The organism is Stenotrophomonas veracruzanensis, from assembly GCF_032911525.1.
Classification (GTDB): domain Bacteria; phylum Pseudomonadota; class Gammaproteobacteria; order Xanthomonadales; family Xanthomonadaceae; genus Stenotrophomonas; species Stenotrophomonas africana.
In genome coordinates, this window is sequence record NZ_JAWJTI010000004.1 from 133,261 (window position 1) to 154,626 (window position 21,366).

Consider the following 21,366-nt stretch of genomic DNA (forward strand, 5'->3'; position numbering starts at 1 on the left):
ATGGCGCGCCCGGAGGGATTCGAACCCCCGACCAATGGCTTCGGAAGCCACTACTCTATCCGGCTGAGCTACGGGCGCGTTGTAGAACCGCCGCGCCACCGACCAGTGCCGGGGCGGGCATCGCAGCGCCATGAAGCGGTGCGGGACCGGCATTCTATCCAGTTTCGCGGAACAAATCTCCCCCCATGGGCAAAGCCCTGCAAGAGGGGCAGGAGTATCCTATCGCCATGGCTGATACCCCCCTCACTTCGCCGCAGTCGCCGGCGACGCCGCGTTGGCGGCATTACTGGAGTCTGATGCGCGCTGATCGCCCGATCGGCACGCTGCTGCTGCTGTGGCCCACCTGGTGGGCGTTGTGGTTGGCCGCAGGCGGCCTGCCGCCGCTGTGGACCCTGTTCGTGTTCACCGCCGGCGTGTGGCTGACCCGCTCGGCCGGTTGCGTCATCAACGACTATGCCGACCGCTGGCTCGACCCGCATGTGGAGCGCACCAAGGCGCGCCCGCTGGCCACCGGTGCGATCAGTGGCCGCGCTGCGCTGGCCTTGTTCGCCGTGCTGATGCTGGTGGCGTTCGGCCTGGTGTTGACGCTGAACGGCCTGACCATTGGCCTCAGCTTCATCGGTGTGTTCCTGGCCGCCAGCTACCCGTACCTGAAGCGCTACACCCATCTGCCGCAGGTCTACCTGGGCATGTCGTTCGGCTGGGGCATCCCGATGGCGTTCGCCGCCGTGCAGGGCGAGGTGCCGCTGCTGGGCTGGCTGCTGTATGCCGGCAACATCCTGTGGTCCACCGCCTACGACACCTGGTACGCCATGGTCGACCGCGAGGACGACCTGAAGATGGGCTCTCACTCCACCGCGATCCTGTTCGGTGACCTCGACCTGGTCATCCAGGGCGTGCTGTACGCGCTGTTCCTGGCCACCATGGCGCTGGTCGGCGTGCGTGGTGGGCTGGGTGGCTATTACCTGGTGGGCGTGGCCGTGGCCACCGCGCTGGTGGTGTACGAGTTCTGGATCTGCCGCAACCGCGAGCGCGGCCCGTGCTTCAAGGCGTTCCTGCACAACAACTGGGTGGGCGCCGCGCTGTTTGCCGGCATCGCCGTGGATCTGGCGCTGCGTTGAGCCCAAGGTGAGGTAGAGCCGGCCGCTGGCCGGCTGCACCCGTGCGTAATCCCGAGGTTGCCGGCCAGCGGCCGGCACTACCGCCACCGGCCACCTACGACCAATAGGTGGCTGACAGCCCGCATCCCACCGCCCAGAATCGAGCCATCGAACCTGGGAGGGTAGGCGATGGCCTCGACGGCAGCAGTACAGGACGGCTGGATGGCGCGCGCTGCGCTTCGCTCGGCCGCCTGGGCGGAAAAGTGGTTCCCCGATGCGTACGTGTTCGCGGTGCTGGGCGTGGTCATTGTCGCGCTGGCGGCGATGAGCTTCGGCTCCACCCCGCAGGCCACTGCCAGTGCCTTCGGCGACGGCTTCTGGAGCCTGATTCCCTTCACCATGCAGATGGCCTTCGTGGTCATCGGTGGCTACGCCGTGGCCACCGCGCCGGTGGTCGCACGCTTCATCGATTTCCTCGCCCGTGTGCCGCGCACCGGCCGTGGTGCGGTGGTGTACGTGGGCCTGGTCAGCATGCTCGCCTCGCTGCTCAGCTGGGGCTTCTCGCTGGTGTTCGGCGGCCTGCTGGTGCGCGCGCTGGCCCGCCGTACCGAGCTGCGCATGGACTACCGCGCCGCCGGTGCTTCGGCTTATCTCGGTCTGGGTGCGGTGTGGGCGATGGGATTGAGCTCGTCGGCCGCGCAGCTTCAGGCCAACCCGGCCAGCATGCCGCCGGGGCTGGTCGAGATCACCGGCGTCCTGCCGTTCACCGAAACCATTTTCCTGTGGCAGTCGATCGCACTGACCGCGGTGCTGATCCTGGTCTCGCTGCTGATCGCCTGGCTGACCGCACCGGCCGCCGGCAGCGCCCGTACCGCCGAGGAGTTCCCCGGCGCCGCGCAGGCCGAGCCGGAGCCGCTGCAGCAGCGCACGCGCCCGGGCGAATGGCTGGAGTACAGCCCGCTGCTGACCGTGCTGCTCTCGCTGCTGGCGTTCGGCTGGCTGTTCAACGAGTTCGCCAACAAGCCGCTGGTCACGGCCATCGCCAACCTCAATACCTACAACTTCCTGTTCATTTCGCTGGGCCTGCTGCTGCACTGGCGGCCGCGCAGCTTCCTCAACGCGGTGGCCAAGGCGGTACCGAGCACCACCGGTGTGCTGATCCAGTTCCCGCTGTACGGGGGTATCGCGATGATTCTCACCCACGCTGCCGGCGGCGATGGACAGACGCTGGCGCACCGGCTGTCGAGCTTGTTCGTGCACGTAGCCAGCACCGATACGTTCGCGCTGGTGATGGGCGTCTACTCGGCGGTGCTGGGCTTCTTCGTGCCCTCCGGTGGCGGCAAGTGGATCATCGAAGCGCCATACGTGATGCAGGCCGCCAACGAACTGAAGGCACACCTGGGCTGGGCGGTGCAGGTCTACAACGCGGCCGAAGCGCTGCCGAACCTGATCAACCCGTTCTGGATGCTGCCATTGCTGGGCGTGCTGGGCCTGAAGGCACGCGACATCGTCGGCTTCACCTTCATCCAGCTGCTGGTGCACATTCCGCTGGTGCTGGGCCTGCTGTGGCTGCTGGGCATGACCCTGGCGTATGTGCCGCCGGTGATGCCCTGAATGGAGGGTTGGCTTCCCTGCGTGCGTTGGGAAGCCAACCTCGTTCAGCGCGTGTTTCCGGCTGCGAACGCCATGAATGCGTGCACCGTTGACGATGGCATGAACACATGCCGAACCCGCATGAATCCTTCAGCCGCTTGTGCCACAAGGGCTTCTGCGTGTTCATTCACGGGCGTACACACAGATGTAGCCGCCCCCCCACGCGTGATTAACCATTTGCTGCAGACGATGGCCACGTCCACCGCATTCCGCGAGTGGCTTTGGAGATCGGACATGGCACAGCAGAACCAGAACCCGAACCAGAAACAACAGGGCCAGCAGAACCAGCAGGATCAGCAGCAAGGTCGTGGCCGTGACCAGCAGCAGCAACAGCAGCAGGAACAGCAGAAGCGCAATCAGAACCAGCAGCAGGGCGGCAACGACGAAGAAGAATGACCGCGCCGTGCATGCAGAGTGACCGGTGAAGCCCCGCCACGTGCGGGGCTTCGCTTATTCGAGCACGCCAATGCGCTGCAGCACCGGCGCCGCCGACATGTCGTTCGGATTGCTGCCGGGCTGATCCTGCGGCACCTCCATGCCCATGCCGCGATACAGGTCAATCCAGTGCTGGGAAATCTCCCCGGTCTGCGGGTTGCGGAAGTTCATCGGCTGCAGCGCAAACACGTGGTGCGCACGGAACGCACGTTCGATGAAGTCCGAGCAGTAGTAGCTGTCCTCGTTCAACACATACGACGTGTTGTACGGCTTGCCGAGCATCGTGCGCGCGGTGGCGATTGCATCCTTGATTGCCGCCTGCTGCGGTGCGCGCAGGCGATAGACCACGATCTGCCGCTGCTTTGCTCTCGCGTCCTGGCGGAACTCGGACAGCGATTGCCGCCGCGATCCCTTCTCGTCGGCATGCAATACCTCCCAGCCCTTCGGCGCGGAAGCGACCAGCGCGACATGATCGAAGCTGGGCGCGCCCTGCTTGCCGGTGGCATCGTCGATGGCGGCGCTGAGGCCGCTGCGGCCGGCGGTGACGAACAGCAGGTCGCCCTCGTGGACATCGACGGCCATCGCCACGGCCGGCCACAGGGCGGGCAACAGCAGGCCGATCAGGAGCAGGAGGCGGTGCATGGAATTCTCGGACAGGCGGAATGCCGGAATTGTAGGGTGCGCGGTAGCATGGAGCGACCGGACCGGATTCAGGATAAGCCCATGCGTCGATATCGTTTCCAGGCACTGCTGATGCTCGCCGTTGGCGTAGCGTTGGTCGCCTGCAGACCTGCGCCGCAGTCGACGCCCACGGAAACCGCACCTGCACGTCCCGCGCCGTCGTCCACGGCGGCAGCGATCCAGCCCGCACCGGTGCCTGCCAGCAGTGAATGCCCGTACCCGGACTTCGATGCGTTCCTGAAGCACTTCGGCAACGAGATCACCCTGCAGGAAAAGGCCACCGCCGATCCGCTGCTGGACAGCTACATCGATGCCGAGGCCGAGCCGGAACCGCGCAAGGTGGAAAGCCGGTTGGCGCTGGCCGATGTCGAGTGGCCGGTGATGCCCGATCCCGCCGCCTTGGCCGGGCAGGGCCGCGAAATGCAGGTCAGCACGCTGGCTGACGGGCAACGCCAGGTGCAGATCCGCACGCCGGACAGCAGCGACCAGCAGACCTATACCTTCGCGCAGTCGCCCTGCTGGCTGCTGGTCAAGCGTGAGGATGAGTCGATCTGAGGCCTGATCCGGCACAGGCACGGCGGGGCAGCGGCTGCTAGGCTCGAGGCCTGGTCCAGGCAGGGAGACGCCGATGCAGGCTTTCAGGAAGCACGCCACCACCACCGTCATCGCCGCTGTATTGGCGATGGCCCCCTTCAGCGGCACCCAGGCACAGTCGGTGCATGCCGACGATCGCGTCTACTTCGCCAACGCCGCGGCTGAACAGACCGCGCGTGATGCGCTGGGCAAGCGCGTCGAGGCCCTGCAGCACGCTTCCACCCTCGCGCCGGTGGAACGCTTCCAGCAGGCCGAGGTATTGGAAGCGCAGTGCCTGCGTCATCTCGCCTACCTGCATCTGCAGTCCGCCCGCAACGCACGTGATCATCGTCCGGCACAGGCGATGGAGCAGGCAATGGGGCTGTGCAGCCGCATCGCCCGCACTGGACGCGCCGCCCTGCGCGAGGCGCCTGCGGACGCGGCGTGGGCCGTGCCCTACCGTTTCCTGCGCGCGCGTGGGCTGAAGGAGGCTGCCGCTCCGGCCAATGCCGCGCTGGACGAGGCGGTGGATGCGCTGGCCGATCCGGCGTTGGACAGTTTCGCGCGCCTGCGTGGGCAGATCCTGCGAAGTGCCGAGTACCCGCAGATCGAGCGTGATGGTCGGCACTGGGATGCTGGGCGCGACAAGCGGGCACTGTCGCTGCAACCGGATCGCGCATTGCGCGAAGCGGGCTGGAAGGGCTACTGGCAGGGGCTGCAGTCGCGCCGCGAGCCAATGGCCTCGGTGATGTTGGGGCTGGTGCAGGTGAACGACGCCGCCGCACGCCTGCAGGGCGATGGTTCGGCGCCGGCACGTGGCTACCAGCGCATGGGCCTGGACACCGCCGCAGTGGATGCAACGCTGGTAGCGATCGAACATCACGCCGGCGACCGCCGCGCCTATCAGGACATGCTGCTGCACCACGCTGCGCGATCCGGCATCGACGCGCCGCAGATCTGGGACACCACGCTGCCCGATGCCGGCTATACGCCACCGGTGCTGACGCTGGCGCAGCTGCGCGACAACGCCGCCGATGCCATGCAGCATCTGGGGCCTGCGTACGTCGCCGAACTGCGCGCGCTGCTCGATCCGGCCAACCAGCGTATGGATCTGGCCACCGAACGCGGTGACCGCAGCCAGGACGCGTTCTCGGTGAGCGCTCCCGGTGTGCCGGCGATGTTGTTCGTTGGCGTGCGTAGCGGTGATCTGGAAAGCGATGTCGAGATCGCACATGAAGCCGGTCACGCCGTGCATGGTGAATGGATGCAGCGCGGTCATGCGTCGCCGCTGCAGCGCAATGGCAGCCAGTGGCTGACCGAGGCGTTCGCGATCTACAACGAGCTGCGCTTCCGCGACCAGCTTTACCAGCAGGCACAGGATCCGCGTGCCAAAGCTTATTATCTGAAGTCACTGCTGGACGACATGGTGCTGCAGCTGTTCACCTCTTCCGAGGAAGCGCAGCTGGAGCAGTCGATCTATCGCGGCGTTGCCGCAGGCACGTTGGGCACCGCCGATGACCTGGACGCGCTGACCGGGCAGGTGCTGGCGCGCTTCGGCCAGCAACCGGAGCGCTATCCGCAGCTGCGCAACAGTTGGATCGCCAAGCGCCTGATGTATGAAGACCCGAACTATCTGGTGAACTATCTGTATGCGGGGCTGCTGGCGGTGCAGCTGTACGTGCAGGACCAGCGCGACCCCGATGGGTTCCGCCAACGCTATCTCGGCGTGCTGGGCGAAGGCTTCGACCGCGCGCCGCAGGAACAGGTGGCACAGCTGCTGGGCCACGCACCGGATTGGCAGGCCCTGGTGGACGCGGATCTGCAGGTGTTCAACCAGACCGCCGCGCAGCTGCAAGCGCTGCATGCGCAGATCGAGGCGGGGCAGGGCACGCGCATGCAGTAGCGCGTCACGCTTGGCGCGTCGCCTCAGGTCGAAGTGACGCGCCAGCCCAGTGCGTCGTCGCAGAGTTCGCCGATGCCGGCGACATCCCCCACCCGCAGCTGCAGGCCCTGCGCATTGGGCAGGTCTTTCTGCTCGGGGAACCAGCGGCGATCGGCAGCGACCACGATCAGCAGGCCCTCGTCGTCGCCCATCGGCGCGAACTGCGGCGAGGCCGTGCTGATCGGTTCCAGACCGAAACGCTGTTGTGATTGTGCCCGCACGGCATCGACATCGTGGCTGGGCAGGCCGACTTCGCTCAGGCAGGTCAGCTCGCTGCCATGGAACGCGCCTTCGCGCGCGCTGGCCGGCAAACGGCGGCGGCCGATCAGTTCCAGGATCAGGCCGTCAGGGCCGGTGAAGTACACCGACTGCGACTGCCAGCTGCTCTCCAGCGCGAAGTAGTCCAGTCCCGCCGGATTGCGTTGCAGCGGCGTGCGCTCACGCAACCAGGTCATCGCCTCGCTGAAGCGGTTGTCCGGTACGTTGAAGGCCAGGTGCACGCCACCGACAGGGTGGTCACCCGCCGGCTGCAGTTCGATCGTGCTCCAGCCGATGTGCACATGATTGCCGACCACGCGCTGCTGCAGTACATCGTGGAAATACGCGGCGACGGTGGCGACGTCGGATACCGGCAGGGTGAGGTACAGCAGGCGCATGATCGATCCTCCGTGGACGCACCCACTGTAGCGCCGGGCCATGCCCGGCGGCCACTAGCGCAGGGACAGGCCAAAGAGCCGCAGCGCTGCGTCCACCGCCTGCCGATGGGTTTTCGTCCTGGGAACCGAAGTGATGCATAGCTCGGGCAGCCTCTGCACGCCGACCGCTGTACAGGCCGCCAGGAAGTCGTAGTGACCCACATCCGGCAGACGCTGCAGCGCAGCGCCCGGAATCAGTACCTGTGCAGCCTCGCCATTGCTCTGCGGTGGCGCAACCGTGTCAGCCTCGCCCAGCATGATCGACACCGGCTGCCGCAACGTAGAGAGCTGCTCTGGCGCAAACGCCTGCACGATTGCCGGGGCCAGCAGCAACACGGCGCGCACGCCGGGGATCGCACGAGATTCGTTGGCGTGTGAGATCCAGGGTGACAGCGCGGGTGAGCTTGCAGCGGCAACACGTGCCTCCATCGTGTGCATTGCGGCTTCCTGCTGGGGCCGGCAGACGCCGTCATCCGGATGCTCGTGGCAGAACGCCAGCAGCCGTTGCAGGTCGGGTCGTGCACCGGCGGCCAGCAGTGCGGTGTAACCACCGGCCGAGAAGCCGATAACGCCCAGCCGATCGGTATCAACGTGTGGGCCCAGCACCGGATCGGCCTGTACTGCAGCCAGTGCCGCGTGCAGGTCATCCGCACGCAACCAGCTCAATACGCTGCCGGGCAGGGTCATCTCGTCCGCGCCGTTGTTGCCCGGATGATCGACCGCGATCACCAGATAGCCGGCGCGTGCCAATGCCGTGCCGAGCCAGCCCATCGTGCGCGCGCTGCCGCCATTGCCGTGCGAGAGCAGCAGGGTAGGCAGGCGCTTGCCCGCGATCGGGGCATCCATGGCCGAGCGGCCGACGTCGAACAGCGGCGCATCGGGCGGACCGATGGTCAGGGCGGTTTCCGTGCTGCCAGCGGGCGCCGGATACCAGACCGTGTAGCGCAGGGCGTCGCGGTGTTGCGCATCGCGCACCGCGGCGCTGGCCACCGTGGTGGTGCCGTGGCGTTCGCCTGCCATCCAGAGCTCGCTGGCGTTGGCGACACCTACGGAGGCCATCAGGAACATTCCCAGCACAACGTCCATCATGCGCATCTTCAACTCCTTGTCAGTGAGGACGTTCGTCCACCGGCAGCCAGATCTCCACGCCACCGTTGCCGGTGTGCTCATCGAAGCGCGTGTCGTAGCGTTCCAGATCGGGTGCATCGGCCAGGTTGAGGCCGGAGCCGGGCAGGTAGCTGTCCAGCAGCCAGAACCAGGTCGAGCGGATGGTCGAGATATGCCCACCGTGCCACGCCACCAGGTAGCGACGCGCCGGTACGTCGATCCGCTGCCAATGCGCGGGCACGGTGGACAGCGCGCTGACCGGCAGCGCGGCGACGTAGTCGAAGCCGCCGTCGTCGTCGCTGTTGCAGCACACACCGAAGCTGATCGGCGCCGGCGTCGGCCATTCCCGGTTGAGCTGTGCCCACTGCCCGGGAATCGCACCGCCGCTATCGGGGGTATGCCGCATGCCGATGCCCACCACCTGGAAAGCGGGCGTGTCGAGCAGCCGCGGCGCTTCACCGCAGGGCACCGGCGCATCATCCACGCGGATCGCCTGTACCAGCGCCAGCCCATCGGTGCCCTGTTCGCGTACGCGCTCCGGCGTCTGCCCGAACTGTTCACTGAAGGCGCGGGTGAACGCGGCATGGGTGGTGTAGCCCGCGCCCAGTGCCACCTGCAGGATGTCGCCCGCCCCGTTGGCCAGCCGCTGCGCGGCAGCGGTCAGGCGCCGTCCCCGCAGATAACGCACCACCGAGGTGCCGGTACGGGCCTGGAACAGGCGTGACAGATGGAACGGCGAAAGCCCGGCCGCGGCAGCAATATCGGCCAGTGCCAATGGCCGGTCCGCATGGGTTTCGATGTACCACAACGCCTTGCCTGCCGCGCTCATCTGCCGTTCCCCGATTCCGATGCCGGGCACAGTAGCGGATCGGCAGGCTCGGCGTTTAGCAGTTCTTGCGCCGCGGGGGCTTTGCGTGTGCCTGCATACCGGCAACAATGCCCGCATCATGGATGAAGGGGGAAGGGGCGTGCGATCGATGACGTGGGATGCCAGGCCAGTGGAGCCGATCCGATGATAGACATGGTGGTTACCCAGTGGCTGTTACCCTGGCTGTTGACGCTGGCATTGCTGCTGCTGATGTGGCGCTGCGCGCCGTACTGGAAGGGCAATGCCTGGGTGTACCGCGCTGGCTTCGCGCTCCTGGCCGGGCTGCTGACACCGACGTTGCTGCTGGCCGGTCACGGCGTTCTGCCGGTTCCGACCGTAGGGGGAGTGGTTACGGTGTTGCAGCGGTTGGAGTGGATCGGCGATCTGGACTTCAACATCCTGGCGGTAGGCACCGACAACATCTGGTTCCTGTTCACACCGTTCCAGATGGTGTCCATTGGCATGCTGTTCTTTCCACTGCGGACGGCACGGCCGGCCCGCCTTGGCTTCGGCGGCAAAACCACGGGCTAGCCCCGGCACACGGTGATGAGGGTCGCCGGGCGCTGGTAGTCCTCATCCATGCATTGCGTCGATCTACTGCTCTGGTAGGTGCCAACCTTGGTTGGCGCATCATCACGCCATGCGTGGACGCCTTTCGCCCGACTCGCGATCGCGCATCAAGCTGTCGCATTGACGTCATGGCTCCTTCACACATCGCGCCGAGACTGCGCGCCTTGTCCAGGCCTGTTGTGTCCGCATCGGTGCTGGCCCTGTCGCGTCCTCCCGGAGCCCTGCCGTGCATCGTTCGAAGCTTTCGCGTTCCATCCTCCTTGCCCTTTCCATGGCCAGCGCAGGAGGCGCGATCGCAGCGGAGGCTGATGCGGTCGATGCCGCGGGCAGCAGCCGTGCGGCGCCCACCCAGCTCGACGCGATGCTGGTCACCGGCACCCGCGCCTCCAACCGCACCCAGTTCGAAGCGCTGGCGCCGGTGGACGTGTTCACCAAGGAAGACATCACGTCCGTTGAATCCACTGACCTGAAGGACGTGCTGGCGCAGCTGGTGCCATCGTTCGTGGGGCAGCGCCTGCCGATGGCGGACGGCCAGGTGTTCGTGCGCCCGGCGACCCTGCGCGGCCTGTCGCCCGACCAGACCCTGGTGCTGGTCAACGGTCGCCGCTTCCACCGCAGCGCGCTGCTTGGCAACCGCGGTGCACAGGCGGCCGATCTGGCACAGATTCCGACCAGTGCGATCAAGCGCATCGAAGTGCTGCGCGATGGTGCCTCGGCGCAGTACGGTTCGGACGCCATCGCCGGTGTCATCAACATCATTCTCGAAGATGGCCCCGGTACCGAGATTACTGCCGGCTACTCGCAGTACGCACAGGGCGATGGCGCCTCGCGCGACTTCAGTGCGCGCACCGGCTGGTCGCTGGGTGATTATGGCAGCCTGGTGCTGTTCGCCGAATCGTCGAACTCCGATGCCACCTCGCGCACCCGCCAGCGTCCGGATGCGATCGCGTTCCAGGCCGCGCATCCGGACCTGGACGTGCCCAACCCGGTACAGCGCTGGGGCCAGCCGGACCTTGAAAGCCGCCGCGTCGGCTTCAACGTGAAGGCCAACGCCAGCGACACGCTGGAGCTGTATGCGTTCGGCCTGTACAGCCACAGCGACGGCGTCAGCGATTTCAACTGGCGCAACCCCGATACCACCACCGGCGCGTACCGTACGACCAGCATCTTCCCGGGCTGGAACCTGCGCTCGATCTATCCAGTGGGCTTCAGCCCGCAGTACGGCAACGTCCAGAACGACCTGCAGCTGGTTGGTGGCCTGCGTGGCGAGATCACGCCCAAGCTGCGCTGGGATGTCAGCGCCTCGTACGGCCGCAACGCGATCGACTACAGCCTGAAAAACTCGATCAACGCCTCGCTCGGCCCGGCCAGCCCCACCGCATTCGATCTCGGCCGCCTGACCCAGACCGAGAAGAACGCCAACGCCGACTTCAACTACGAGTGGGACGTGGCTGGGCTGTCCAAGCCGATCAACGTCGCCTTTGGTGGTGAGTTCCGCCAGGAGACCTACCAGGTGCGTGCCGGTGATCCGGCCTCGTACGCGGTGGGCCCGGGCGCAGCGGCAGGCCTGGAGGCCAATTCCAACGGCGCGCCGGGCTTCTCGGCCAGCCAGGCCGGGCAGTGGAGCCAGCGCAGCAAGGCCGCCTACGTGGATATGGAAGTGCCGCTGGGCGAGCGCTGGAGTATCGGTGCGGCCAGCCGCTATGAAGACTTCTCCAGTTTCGGCAGCACGCTGGACGGCAAGCTCTCGGCGCGCTTCGCGATCACCCGGGACCTGGCCCTGCGTGGCACGGTGTCCACCGGCTTCCGTGCGCCGACACCCGCGCAGCTCAACACCACCAGCACCACCCAGGGCCTGGATACGCGCACGCTGCAGATCTTCACCAGTGGTCGTCTGTCGCCGAACGATCCGCTGGCGCAGCTGCTCGGCGCCAGGCCGCTGAAGCCGGAGGAATCGCGTACCGCGTCGCTGGGCTTGACCTGGCGCACCGACCTGGGCCTGTCCGGTTCGGTGGACGTCTACCAGATCAAGCTCTCCGACCGCTTCAGCCAGTCGGCCAGTTTCGCCATTCCGGCTGGTACTCCCAATCCGCTGGGCTATACCTCGGTGAACTACTTCACCAATGACTTCGATACCACCACCACCGGCGTGGACGTGGTCGGCAACTACCTGCGCGATCTCGGTGCCGGCCGTATGACGCTGACCCTGGCCTACAACTACAACCGTACGCGAGTGGACAACGGCAGCACCTCGGTGGCCACCAATGAGACCCAGCGCGTGTTGTTCGAAGATCGCCTGCCCGAGCACAAGGGCAGCCTCACCGGCAGCTGGGACATCGGTGCCTGGTCGTTGATGGCGCGCATGCGCTACTACGGTGCCTGGACCGACGCCAGCGGCAATGCGGTGGGCGATATCTACCAGCGCTTCGGCGCGATGAGCTTCCTCGACCTCGCCGTGGGCTATCGCATCAACGAGCACCATAGCCTGCGCGTCGGCGCCGACAACGTGCTCGACCGCTATCCGGATGAGGCGGTCTTCCAGGCCAGCCGTGGCCTGGTCTACTCGCGCAACGCGCCGTATGACACCGACGGTGCCAACCTGTACGCGCAGTACCGGCTGAGCTTCTGATGGACCGCATGCGCCGCTCCCTGTTGCGTGCCGGCACCCTGCTGCCGGCCGCCGCCGCCCTGTCTTCACTGCCGGCCACGGCTGCCACGCGCTACGCTGCGCCCATGCAGATTCCCGCAACGACCGTGGCGCCGGACGTGCTGGCCCGCGATGAAGGCTACTGGGCCGCTGTGGCCAGCCACTTCGACATCACCGATGAAGTGAACCACCTGGAAAACGGCTACTGGGGTGCGATGGGCCGTGAGACGCTGGCCAGCTACCAGCGCCACACCGCTGAAGTGAACCGTGGCAACGCCTGGTACGGCCGTCGTGAGTTCCCGGCGCAGTACATGGCGGTGCAGCGGCAGGTGGCCGAGCTGCTGGGTGTGGACGTTGATGAAATCGCACTGACCCGTGGTGCCACCGAGGCGATGCTGGCGCTGATTGGCGGCTACAACCGCCTGCAGCCCGGCGACCAGGTGCTGTATGCCGACATCGACTACGACAGCATGATCGGCGCGATGCGCTGGCTGCAGCAGCGTCGCGGCGTGCAGGTCGAACGCATCGCCCTGCCGGCCATGCCGGATCATGCGCAGATCCTGCAGGCCTACGAGACCGCATTCGCGCGGTTGCCGCGCCTGAAGCTGGTGCTGCTGACCCAGGTCAGTCATCGTCATGTCTGGTGCTGCCGGTGGCGGAGATCGCCGAGCGTGCGCGTGCGCGCGGCATTGATGTGATCGTTGATGCGGCTCATGGGTTTGGCCAGATCGACTACGCGGTGCCACAGCTCAAGGCTGATTTCGTTGGCATCAATCTGCACAAGTGGATCGGTGCGCCGGTCGGCGTCGGCGCGATGTACGTTCGCAGGGGCCGCGTTGCGGACCTGGACCCCTATATGGGCGAGACCGACGACGGCCGCGTGGGCAGCCGCGTGCACACCGGCACGGTCAACTTCGCCGCTTACCTGGCACTACCGGAGGCGATTGCCCTGCACCAGCGCATCGGCGCGGCCAACAAGCAGGCGCGCCTGCGCTACCTGCGCGAGCGCTGGACGCTGCCGGCACGGCAGATGGCGCACATCGAAGTGCTGTCTTCGCCCGAACCGGCGCTGGCCAGCGCATTGGCCAGCTTCCGCCTGCGCGGGCGCACCAGCGTGGCTGACAACCTCACGCTGCAGAAGCGCCTGCTGGATGAGCATGGCGTGTTCACCACCCATCGCGACGGGTTGGACTCCGGCGCCTGCGTGCGGGTGACACCGTCGGTGTTCACCCGGCCGGAGCAGATGGATGCGCTGGTGCAGGCGCTCTCTGCCCTGGCCTGACCCTGCTTTGGTAGGTGCCAACCTTGGTTGGCACATTCCAACCGCACCGGGAAATTTTCCGCCCCGGTGGGTGCCGACCGTGGGTCGGCACATCCCATCCACGATCTACCTCCGATCTGGTGGGTGCCAACCTTGGTTGGCACATTCCAACCGTGCCGGAGAATCTTCCGCCGGCCAGCGGCCGGCACTACCGATCAGGTGGGTGCCGACCGTGGGTCGGCACATCCCATTCCACGCCTACCGCTCGATCGCCGGCAACGCGTCCGACAACAACAACCGATCAATCCGCCGCAACGCGCTCTCCAGCTGCCCGCGATCCGCCGCCAGCCCCAACGACAGCCGCACGCCGTTCTGATGCTGCACCCCGGGCGGGCAGAACGCCGATGACGGTGCGATGGCCAGCCCCTGCAGTTGCGCGGTACGCACCAGGGTGGCGTCGGTCCATGGCGCTGGCACCCGGCACCAGGCATGCAGCCCTTCCGCGCGCTGCAGCAGCGACGGTGCCAGCAGGTAACGCGCCATGCGCATGCGTTCGCGTGCCTCGGTGCGTACCTGGACCAATAGTGATTGCGCCGAGCCATCCAGCAGCAGCTGGCTGGCCAACGCCGATACCAGCGGATGGCCCATCAACCGCGTTGCTCGCAGTGCGGCCGTCATCGCCTCGGCATGCGCCGCGCTCGGGCAACGCACGAAGGCGGTGCGCAGGCCGGGGCTGATCACCTTCGACAGTGTCGCCACGTAGAACACATGACGCGGTGCCAGCGTTGCCAGCGGTGTCGGTGCCTCTTCGGCGAGGTGCCAGTAAGGATCGTCCTCGATTGCCAGCAGGCCTTCGCTTTCCAGCACGCGCGCCAGCGCTTCGCGCCGTTGCAGCGGCAGGGTCAGTGCGGTCGGATTCTGGCAGGTGGGATTGAGATAGATCAGCCGCGCACCGCTTTCGCGTGCCAACCGCGCCAGCGCCTCGGGGCACATGCCGTGCTCGTCGCTGTCCACCGGCAGCAAGCGCCGCCCCAGTGCGGCGGCCGCCTGCAGCAGGCCCGGATAGACCAGCGCATCGCACAGGATCGCGTCGTCGTCGCGTCCCTGGCTGACCAGGATCGACGCCAGCGCCACCTGTGCACCTTCGGTCAGCAGAAGGCAGGCATCGTCCACCTTTCCCAGCATCGGCTGCAGCCAGCGCGCCGCTGCGTGGCGGTCGGTGGGGTTGCCGCCGCCCAGGTGATAGGTCATCAGGTTCGGTGCGTTGCTGCGTGCGAGTACGGCGGCCGCACCACGACGCAGCGTCTCGGCCAGCGCATCGGCGTCGGGCACTGGCGGTACGTTCATGCTCAGGTCCACCACCTGGTCGAAGCCAGCCTTGGGCGGTGCGATGAAACTGCCCTGCGGACCGCGCGCCTCGATCAGGCCGCGCTTGCGCGCTTCATCGAAGGCCCGCGTCACCGTGGTCAGGTCGATACCGAGCTGCTGCGCCAACGCGCGCTGCGAAGGTAGGCGCTGTCCCGGTGCGAGGCCACCGCGGCGCACTGTGCGTTCCAGCGAGTTGACGATGCGCAGGTAGATCGGGCCGCTATGTGCGAGTACGTCCTGCACCCACTCGCGGGCTGCGACATCCGGTCGCGGCATGTACGGAGCATGTCGGGGCGTATCGTTGCTTCCAACGGCGGGAGCCTGTCCATAACCATCGGTCGGTTCGGACAGGTGACCGCCGTTGTTGTTTGCGGCGGCCGCACCGGCCCGCGTCGGTGATGTCATTGCGCGTCCTCAGCGCTTGGCCTGCCAGGGGCAGTAGCAGCCCACGGCAAGCAGTCCTTTCGGGCGCACGGTTTCGCCGCGCACCAGTTTGTCCAGCAGTGGTTCGACGAAGCTGTTGGCCGAGTTGCAGACCATGCCGATGCTGTAAGGGCCGGCATAGGCCAGGTGGCCCTGCCGGTCCCAGATCGCCACGGCAGGGCTGGCCGGAATGTGCTCGATGCCGTCGATGGTCGGCAGGTTGATCACCTTGTTGCGCAGCGGCTCGGGCAGTTCGCCCTGGGTACCGGGGCGGCGGATCGCGTAGAAGTCGATGCCGGCGCGGCGGTACATGCTGATCAGGTAGCTCAGGTGCGCGCCGGTCTCGCGGTTGCAGACCGCACAGGCCGGGTCCCAGAAGTGCACCACGCGGATGCGGCCGGTATCTCCGGCCAGATTGGCCGGCAAGCGCAGCTGCGAGTCGTCGAAGACGATGGCCTGTTCGGTGAACGTGGACTGCGCGCTGTAGCCGAAGTACTGCCACAGCGCAGCCGCGACGCCGGCCATGAACAGGCAGGCGAGGGCGATCATCGTCGACAGCAGCCAGCGGCGACGCGGCGCGGTTGCGCCCATCAGGACGCGTCCCCGCCGAACTTGTGCACGTACTGCTTGCGCATCTCGCGGCAGGAATCAGCCTGCGCGCGGCGCTGGATCTCGCTACGCGACGGATCCTCGCTGCGCTGCATGCATTGCTCGATGGCGTGGCGTTCGGCGGCCTGCACATCCACGGTCTGCGGCTGCAGGCAGACCCAGGCCAGCGCGGCCAGCATCAACACCACAAAGCCACCACAGCCGGCCATCACCAGGTGGAACTTCAGTTTCTCGGCGCGCATCGATGCACGTCCCTTCATCCATACGTTACATACAAAATATCATCTTGTATGGATGTGGCGCCATGCGCCCGGTTCAGACGATGGCGTTATGCCTGGCCTCGGGGGCTTCAGACAGGATCTCGTTCAGCTTGGCCAGCGCCCCGGCCAGCGCGCTCTGGTCCACCGCGCCGCCCAGCGACAGGCGGATGGCGTTGCCCGGCGGCGGTTCTTCCACGCTGAAGGCGTCCGAGCTGGCGATGCCCAGCCCCTGTTCCTGCGCGGCCTGGATCAGCCGGTACTGGTCCAGCCGTGGCGGGAGCGGCAGCCATACGTGCAGGCCGGCCGGATGCGCCCGCGCGCGGGACGGCAGGTACTGCGCGGCAATCGCCTGGCGCTCGCGCAGCTCCTGCTGGAAGCGCCGCACCATGTCCTCGGCCTGGCCGTTGCGGATCCACTGCGAGGCCACTGCCACCATCGACTGGGTCGGCATCAACGCGATCGCACGCAGGGCGTCCAGCACCGGTTCCATCGGTTCGCCGGCCGGCACCACCAGGTAGGCGGTGCGCAGGCCCGGTGCCAGACACTTGGACAGGGTGGAGATGTAATAGACCGGGCAGCCGGCACCGCGCTGGGCGGCCAGCGGCGGTGCGGCGTCTCCGGCCAGCAACCAGTAGGGATCGTCTTCGATCACGGTCAGATCGTGGCGCTTCGCGACCGCCAGCAGGGCCTGCCGCCGTTGTGCCGACATCGTCGCCGTGGTCGGGTTCTGGATGGTCGGCACCAGGTACAGCAGGCGCGGGCGGCGCAGCTGGCAGGCCTCCTCCAGTGCGTCGGGGAGCATGCCTTCGGCGTCCATCGCCACTGGCACCACGCCCCGCTGCAGCACGCGCGCGGCGGCCAGCAGGCCCGGGTAGGTCAGCTGCTCGGCGGCGATCAGCTCGCCCGGCTGGGTGCGGGCCAGGATCAGCGCGCACAGTGCGGTCTGCGCACCGGGGCAGATCACCACCTGGTCGGCACCGACCGTCCCCAGCATCGGTGACAGCCACTGCACAGCGGCGGCGCGGTCCTCGCGGGTGCCGGCGCCGACGTGGTAGCTCATCAGTTCGCCCTGGCCCAGCTGCTGGCCCACGTGCTGGAAACCGGCCTCCATGCCCTGTGCGAACGGCGCGCTGCCCAGCAGCGGCGGGATGTTCATGCTCAGGTCCACCGAGGTGCTGCGGTTGCCGGCCGACAGCGCAATGAAGGTGCCGCCGGCGCCCTGCGCATCGAGCAGGCCGGCCTGGCGCAGCTCGGCAAAGGCACGGGTGACCGTGGTCAGGTCCACGCCCACCTGCTGGGCCAGGTCGCGCTGCGGCGGCAGGCGGTCGCCCGGGCGCAGCACGCCGTCATCCACCGCCTCGCGCACCTGCTGGGCAATCTGCAGGTACAGCGGGCCGGCGCCCTCGCGGAAAGGGCGAACCCAGGTGCGATTGGGGTGTTTCAGGCGGCGGCCGGCGGCAGGTGGCGTCATCGGTCAGGTTTTTCCATACGTGCAGGTGCACAAGTCCATACAATGATGTATCTTGTATGGGCTTGATTGGAGTGGTTCGCCCTCTTGTAGGCGACCTCGTACCCACAGTGTAGCCGCTCCACGCCCGGGCGCTGCGCGCAGGCGAGCCGGTCAAGCGCGCTTCTTCAACAGGGTTGACCTCCAATGAATATCTGCTGGAACCGCATCCGCCTGGCGCTGGTCGCCCTGGCCTGCGTCGGCCTGTCGGGCTGTGACTGGGTGCTGCTGGATTCGAAGGGCATGGTCGGGCTCGCCCAGCGCGACCTGATCCTGATCTGCATCGGCCTGATGCTGATCGTGGTGATACCGGCCATCGTGCTGACCTTCGTGTTCGCGTGGCGCTACCGCGCCGGCAACACCAAAGCCAAATACATGCCTGACTGGTCGCACTCCACCAAGGTGGAGATCGTGGTCTGGGGCGTGCCGCTGATCATCATCGCGGTGCTGGCGGTGATCGTGTGGAAGTCGACCCACGAGCTGGACCCGTACAAGCCGCTGGACGTGGCCGGTGAGCCGCTGCACGTGGACGTGATCGCCACCGACTGGAAATGGGTGTTCGTGTACCCGGACCTGGGCATCGCCACGGTCAACCAGCTCAACTTCCCGGCCAACCGCCCGCTGGCGTTCAACATCACCTCCAACTCGACGATGAATACCTTCTTCATCCCGCAGCTGGGTGGGCAGATCTACGCGATGGCCGGCATGCGCACGCAGCTGCACCTGATCGCCAACGAGCCCGGCCAGTTCCGCGGCATGTCCGGCAACTACAGCGGGCATGGCTTCTCGAACATGAAGTTCATCGCCACTGCCAGCAGCAACGAAGACTTCGAGCGCTGGGTGGCCGAGGTGCGCAGCGCGCCCGACGCGCTCAGCTTCACGCAGTTCAAGGCGCTGGCCGCACCGTCGAAGAACGCACCGGTGCAGCACTTCTCCAGTGTTGAACCGCTGCTGTTCAAGAAGGTCATCGACCAGTTCATCGGCGTCGGTGAGAACACCGCTGCTGCTACCCCGGCGGGCGCTGCCGGCGGTGCCCAGGTTTCCCAGGAGTAACGAACATGTTGGGTAAATTGACGTGGGAGGCCGTGCCACTGCACGAGCCGATCGTCGTGGTCACATTGGCGGCCATGGTGCTGGGCGGCCTCGCGCTGCTGGGCGCGGTGACGTATTTCAAGTTGTGGGGCCCGCTGTGGCGTGACTGGTTCACCACCGTGGACCACAAGAAGATCGGCATCATGTACGTGGTGGTGGCGCTGGTCATGCTGGTGCGTGGCTTTGCCGATGCGCTGATGATGCGCGCGCAGCTGGCGGCAGCCGGGCCGGGCAGTGATGGCTTCCTGCCACCGGAGCACTACGACCAGATCTTCACCGCACACGGCGTGATCATGATCTTCTTCGTGGCCACCCCGTTCGTGGTCGGCCTGATGAACATCATCGTGCCGCTGCAGATCGGCGCGCGCGACATGGCGTTCCCGTTCCTCAACGCCTTCAGCTTCTGGATCTTCGTGGTCGGCGCCGCGCTGATGATGATCTCGCTGGGCGTTGGCGAATTCGCCATGACCGGTTGGGTCGCCTATCCGCCGCTGTCGGGCATCGAGTTCAGTCCAGGCGTGGGTGTCGATTACTACATCTGGGCATTGCAGGCTTCGGGCATCGGCACATTGCTGACCGGCGTCAACCTGTTCATCACCATCCTGCGCATGCGTGCGCCGGGCATGACCCTGATGAAGATGCCGGTGTTCACCTGGACCGTGCTGGTCACCAGCGTGATCATCATCGCCGCCTTCCCGATCCTGACCGTGGCACTGGGTGCGCTCACCCTGGACCGCTACCTGGACTTCAACTTCTACACCAACACATTGGGTGGCAACCCGATGATGTACGTGAACCTGGTGTGGGCCTGGGGCCATCCGGAGGTGTACATCCTGGTGCTGCCGGCGTTCGGCATCTTCTCTGAAGTGACCGCCACGTTCGCGCGCAAGAAGCTGTTCGGCTACAAGTCGATGGTGGGCGCCACGCTGGCGATCGGCATCCTGTCGTTCATCGTCTGGCTGCACCACTTCTTCACCATGGGTTCCGGCGCCAGCGTCAATGCCTTCTTCGGCATCATGACGATGATCATCGCCATTCCCACCGGCGTGAAGATCTTTACCTGGCTGTTCACCATGTACGGCGGCCGCGTCGAGTTCAGCGTACCGATGCTGTGGACCATCGCCTTCCTGGTCACCTTCACCATCGGTGGCATGACCGGCGTGCTGCTGGCCATCCCGGGCGCGGACTTCCTGCTGCACAACAGCCTGTTCCTGGTCGCGCACTTCCACAACACCATCATCGGCGGAGCGCTGTTCGGCTACCTGGCCGGCTTCGCCTACTGGTTCCCGAAGGTGTTCGGCTTCACCCTCAACGAGCGCCTGGGCAAGTGGTCGTTCGCCTGCTGGGTGATCGGCTTCTACCTGGCCTTCATGCCGCTGTACATGCTCGGCTTCATGGGCATGACCCGCCGCATGAACCAGTACGACAACCCGGCGTGGACGCCGTACCTGATCGCTGCCTTCATCGGTGCACTGTTCGTGTTCGCGGGCATCATCCTGATGCTGGTGCAGATCTACGTAAGCGTGCGTGACCGCAAGCGCAATCTGGACCTGACCGGCGACCCGTGGAACGCACGTACGCTGGAATGGGCCACGCCGTCGCCGCCGCCGTTCTACAACTTCGCCGTGGTGCCCAAGGCCGATGAGCTGGACGCCTTCCACGAAGCGAAGAAGCGCGGCCTGCCGCCGCCGCCGAAGAAGTACGCACCGATCCACATGCCGAAGAACACCGGCGTGCCGCTGATCCTCAACATCTGGATCCTGGTGCTGTGCTTCGCCCTGGTCTGGCACATCTGGTGGATGGCCGCAGCCAGCTTCATCGCGATGATCGTGACCCTGATCGTGCGTTCCTACGACGAGGACGTGGACTACTACGTCAGTTCCGAAGAGGTGGCGCGCACCGAAGCGGCCAACCTTGCCAAGCTGAAGGAGGTAAGCGCATGAACCTGTTGACCCGCCCCGAGCTGGCCAGCGACACGCAGGCGCACGAGGACCACCACGAACACGACCATGGCCACGAGCAGGGCGGCATGAAGGTCTTCGGCATGTGGGTCTACCTCATGTCCGACCTGGTGCTGTTCGGTTCGCTGTTCGCCTCGTACGCGGTACTCAGCACCGCCTACGCCGGTGGCCCCACCGGCAAGGACCTGTTCTCGCTGCCGTTCGTGATGGCCGAGACCTTCCTGCTGCTGGTCTCCAGCATCACCTACGGCCAGGCCGTACTGGCGATGCATCGCCACGATGCCTCGGCGGTGCTGCGCTGGCTGGGCGTGACCTTCGTGCTCGGTGCCTCGTTCATCGGCATGGAGATCTACGAGTTCTCGCACCTGATCCACGAAGGCGCAGGCCCCAGCACCAGTGCCTACCTGTCGGCGTTCTTCGCGCTGGTCGCCACCCACGGCCTGCACGTGGCCAGCGGCCTGATCTGGATGGCCGTGGTCATGCATCAGGTCTACCGCCGTGGCCTGACCCCGACCAACATCACCCGCGTGTCGTGCCTGAGCCTGTTCTGGCACTTCCTGGACCTGGTGTGGATCTGCGTCTTCACCTTCGTCTACCTGATCGGAGCCTTCTGA

General features: G+C 66.4%; 18 protein-coding genes, 1 tRNA gene and 1 pseudogene. 11 read left to right on the forward strand and 9 right to left on the reverse strand.

The annotated features are described in order from the left end of the window. Position 1 precedes the first annotated feature (1 nt). Positions 2 to 78, reverse strand: a tRNA-Arg gene (locus R1H25_RS05490). 149 nt (positions 79 to 227) lie between these two features. Here R1H25_RS05490 and ubiA point away from each other — a divergent pair. The 3 genes from ubiA (at position 228) to R1H25_RS05505 (ending at position 3,149) form a co-directional block, all read left to right on the forward strand. Beyond that, positions 228 to 1,121 carry a 4-hydroxybenzoate octaprenyltransferase gene (gene ubiA / locus R1H25_RS05495; protein ID WP_197583055.1) on the forward strand — a complete coding sequence of 298 codons (894 nt, stop codon included), beginning with the start codon at positions 228 to 230 and terminating at the stop codon, positions 1,119 to 1,121. 168 nt (positions 1,122 to 1,289) lie between these two features. Next, the gene (locus R1H25_RS05500; protein ID WP_317222979.1) at positions 1,290 to 2,714 is read left to right on the forward strand and encodes a TIGR00366 family protein; all 1,425 of its coding nucleotides are present in this window, start codon (positions 1,290 to 1,292) and stop codon (positions 2,712 to 2,714) included. 273 nt (positions 2,715 to 2,987) lie between these two features. Beyond that, positions 2,988 to 3,149 carry a hypothetical protein gene (locus R1H25_RS05505; RefSeq protein WP_167796845.1) on the forward strand — a complete coding sequence of 54 codons (162 nt, stop codon included), beginning with the start codon at positions 2,988 to 2,990 and terminating at the stop codon, positions 3,147 to 3,149. A gap of 54 nt (positions 3,150 to 3,203) precedes the next feature. Here R1H25_RS05505 and R1H25_RS05510 read toward each other — a convergent pair whose 3' ends face one another. Further along, complete coding sequence (locus R1H25_RS05510) at positions 3,204 to 3,830, reverse strand: YiiX/YebB-like N1pC/P60 family cysteine hydrolase (protein WP_046984148.1); 627 nt, start codon at positions 3,828 to 3,830, stop codon at positions 3,204 to 3,206. Positions 3,831 to 3,911: 81 nt separating this feature from the next. On the opposite strand from R1H25_RS05510, the gene R1H25_RS05515 reads away from it, so the two are divergent. Then, positions 3,912 to 4,424: a hypothetical protein gene (locus R1H25_RS05515; RefSeq protein WP_317222980.1), complete on the forward strand. Its 513-nt coding sequence runs from the start codon at positions 3,912 to 3,914 to the stop codon at positions 4,422 to 4,424. A 73-nt stretch (positions 4,425 to 4,497) separates the two neighbouring features. Continuing rightward, complete coding sequence (locus R1H25_RS05520; protein WP_100435400.1) at positions 4,498 to 6,345, forward strand: M3 family metallopeptidase; 1,848 nt, start codon at positions 4,498 to 4,500, stop codon at positions 6,343 to 6,345. A gap of 23 nt (positions 6,346 to 6,368) precedes the next feature. On the opposite strand, the gene R1H25_RS05525 is transcribed toward R1H25_RS05520, so the two are convergent. The 3 genes from R1H25_RS05525 to R1H25_RS05535 are packed head-to-tail and all read right to left on the reverse strand — an operon-like array spanning position 6,369 to position 9,015. Further along, complete coding sequence (locus tag R1H25_RS05525) at positions 6,369 to 7,040, reverse strand: VOC family protein (RefSeq protein ID WP_317222981.1); 672 nt, start codon at positions 7,038 to 7,040, stop codon at positions 6,369 to 6,371. A gap of 54 nt (positions 7,041 to 7,094) precedes the next feature. Continuing rightward, complete coding sequence (locus R1H25_RS05530) at positions 7,095 to 8,174, reverse strand: alpha/beta fold hydrolase (protein WP_317222982.1); 1,080 nt, start codon at positions 8,172 to 8,174, stop codon at positions 7,095 to 7,097. 13 nt (positions 8,175 to 8,187) lie between these two features. Continuing rightward, positions 8,188 to 9,015, reverse strand: a complete 828-nt coding sequence (locus R1H25_RS05535) for an AraC family transcriptional regulator (RefSeq protein WP_317222983.1) — start codon at positions 9,013 to 9,015, stop codon at positions 8,188 to 8,190. 183 nt (positions 9,016 to 9,198) lie between these two features. On the opposite strand from R1H25_RS05535, the gene R1H25_RS05540 reads away from it, so the two are divergent. From R1H25_RS05540 to R1H25_RS05550, 3 genes and pseudogenes are all read left to right on the forward strand, one after another. Then, a complete protein-coding gene (locus tag R1H25_RS05540; protein ID WP_317222984.1) occupies positions 9,199 to 9,585 on the forward strand; it encodes a hypothetical protein in 387 nt (128 codons plus the stop codon). 265 nt (positions 9,586 to 9,850) lie between these two features. After that, complete coding sequence (locus R1H25_RS05545) at positions 9,851 to 12,253, forward strand: TonB-dependent receptor (RefSeq protein ID WP_317222985.1); 2,403 nt, start codon at positions 9,851 to 9,853, stop codon at positions 12,251 to 12,253. Then, positions 12,253 to 13,553 (forward strand): annotated as a pseudogene (locus tag R1H25_RS05550) (aminotransferase class V-fold PLP-dependent enzyme). The gene R1H25_RS05545 and the pseudogene R1H25_RS05550 overlap by 1 nt, the downstream one beginning before the upstream one ends. Before the next feature lie 237 nt (positions 13,554 to 13,790). Here the strand turns inward: R1H25_RS05550 and R1H25_RS05555 are convergent. Genes R1H25_RS05555 through R1H25_RS05570 form a run of 4 tightly spaced genes read right to left on the reverse strand, consistent with a single transcriptional unit; the run spans position 13,791 to position 17,663 of the window. Beyond that, a complete protein-coding gene (locus R1H25_RS05555) occupies positions 13,791 to 15,305 on the reverse strand; it encodes a PLP-dependent aminotransferase family protein (protein WP_317222986.1) in 1,515 nt (504 codons plus the stop codon). Positions 15,306 to 15,314: 9 nt separating this feature from the next. After that, positions 15,315 to 15,914, reverse strand: coding sequence for a DUF6436 domain-containing protein (locus R1H25_RS05560; RefSeq protein WP_317222987.1), 600 nt, complete (start codon positions 15,912 to 15,914; stop codon positions 15,315 to 15,317). Continuing rightward, positions 15,914 to 16,192, reverse strand: a complete 279-nt coding sequence (locus R1H25_RS05565; protein WP_317222988.1) for a hypothetical protein — start codon at positions 16,190 to 16,192, stop codon at positions 15,914 to 15,916. Before R1H25_RS05565 ends, R1H25_RS05560 begins: the two co-directional genes overlap by 1 nt. A 55-nt stretch (positions 16,193 to 16,247) precedes the next feature. Further along, positions 16,248 to 17,663 carry a PLP-dependent aminotransferase family protein gene (locus tag R1H25_RS05570; RefSeq protein ID WP_317222989.1) on the reverse strand — a complete coding sequence of 472 codons (1,416 nt, stop codon included), beginning with the start codon at positions 17,661 to 17,663 and terminating at the stop codon, positions 16,248 to 16,250. 183 nt (positions 17,664 to 17,846) lie between these two features. Here R1H25_RS05570 and cyoA point away from each other — a divergent pair, with 183 nt between their 5' ends. The 3 genes from cyoA to cyoC are packed head-to-tail and all read left to right on the forward strand — an operon-like array spanning position 17,847 to position 21,366. Continuing rightward, positions 17,847 to 18,752 carry a ubiquinol oxidase subunit II gene (gene cyoA / locus R1H25_RS05575; RefSeq protein ID WP_049435746.1) on the forward strand — a complete coding sequence of 302 codons (906 nt, stop codon included), beginning with the start codon at positions 17,847 to 17,849 and terminating at the stop codon, positions 18,750 to 18,752. A 5-nt stretch (positions 18,753 to 18,757) separates the two neighbouring features. Then, the gene (cyoB, locus tag R1H25_RS05580; protein ID WP_057501790.1) at positions 18,758 to 20,734 is read left to right on the forward strand and encodes a cytochrome o ubiquinol oxidase subunit I; all 1,977 of its coding nucleotides are present in this window, start codon (positions 18,758 to 18,760) and stop codon (positions 20,732 to 20,734) included. Next, the gene (cyoC, locus tag R1H25_RS05585) at positions 20,731 to 21,366 is read left to right on the forward strand and encodes a cytochrome o ubiquinol oxidase subunit III (RefSeq protein WP_014648729.1); all 636 of its coding nucleotides are present in this window, start codon (positions 20,731 to 20,733) and stop codon (positions 21,364 to 21,366) included. Before cyoB ends, cyoC begins: the two co-directional genes overlap by 4 nt.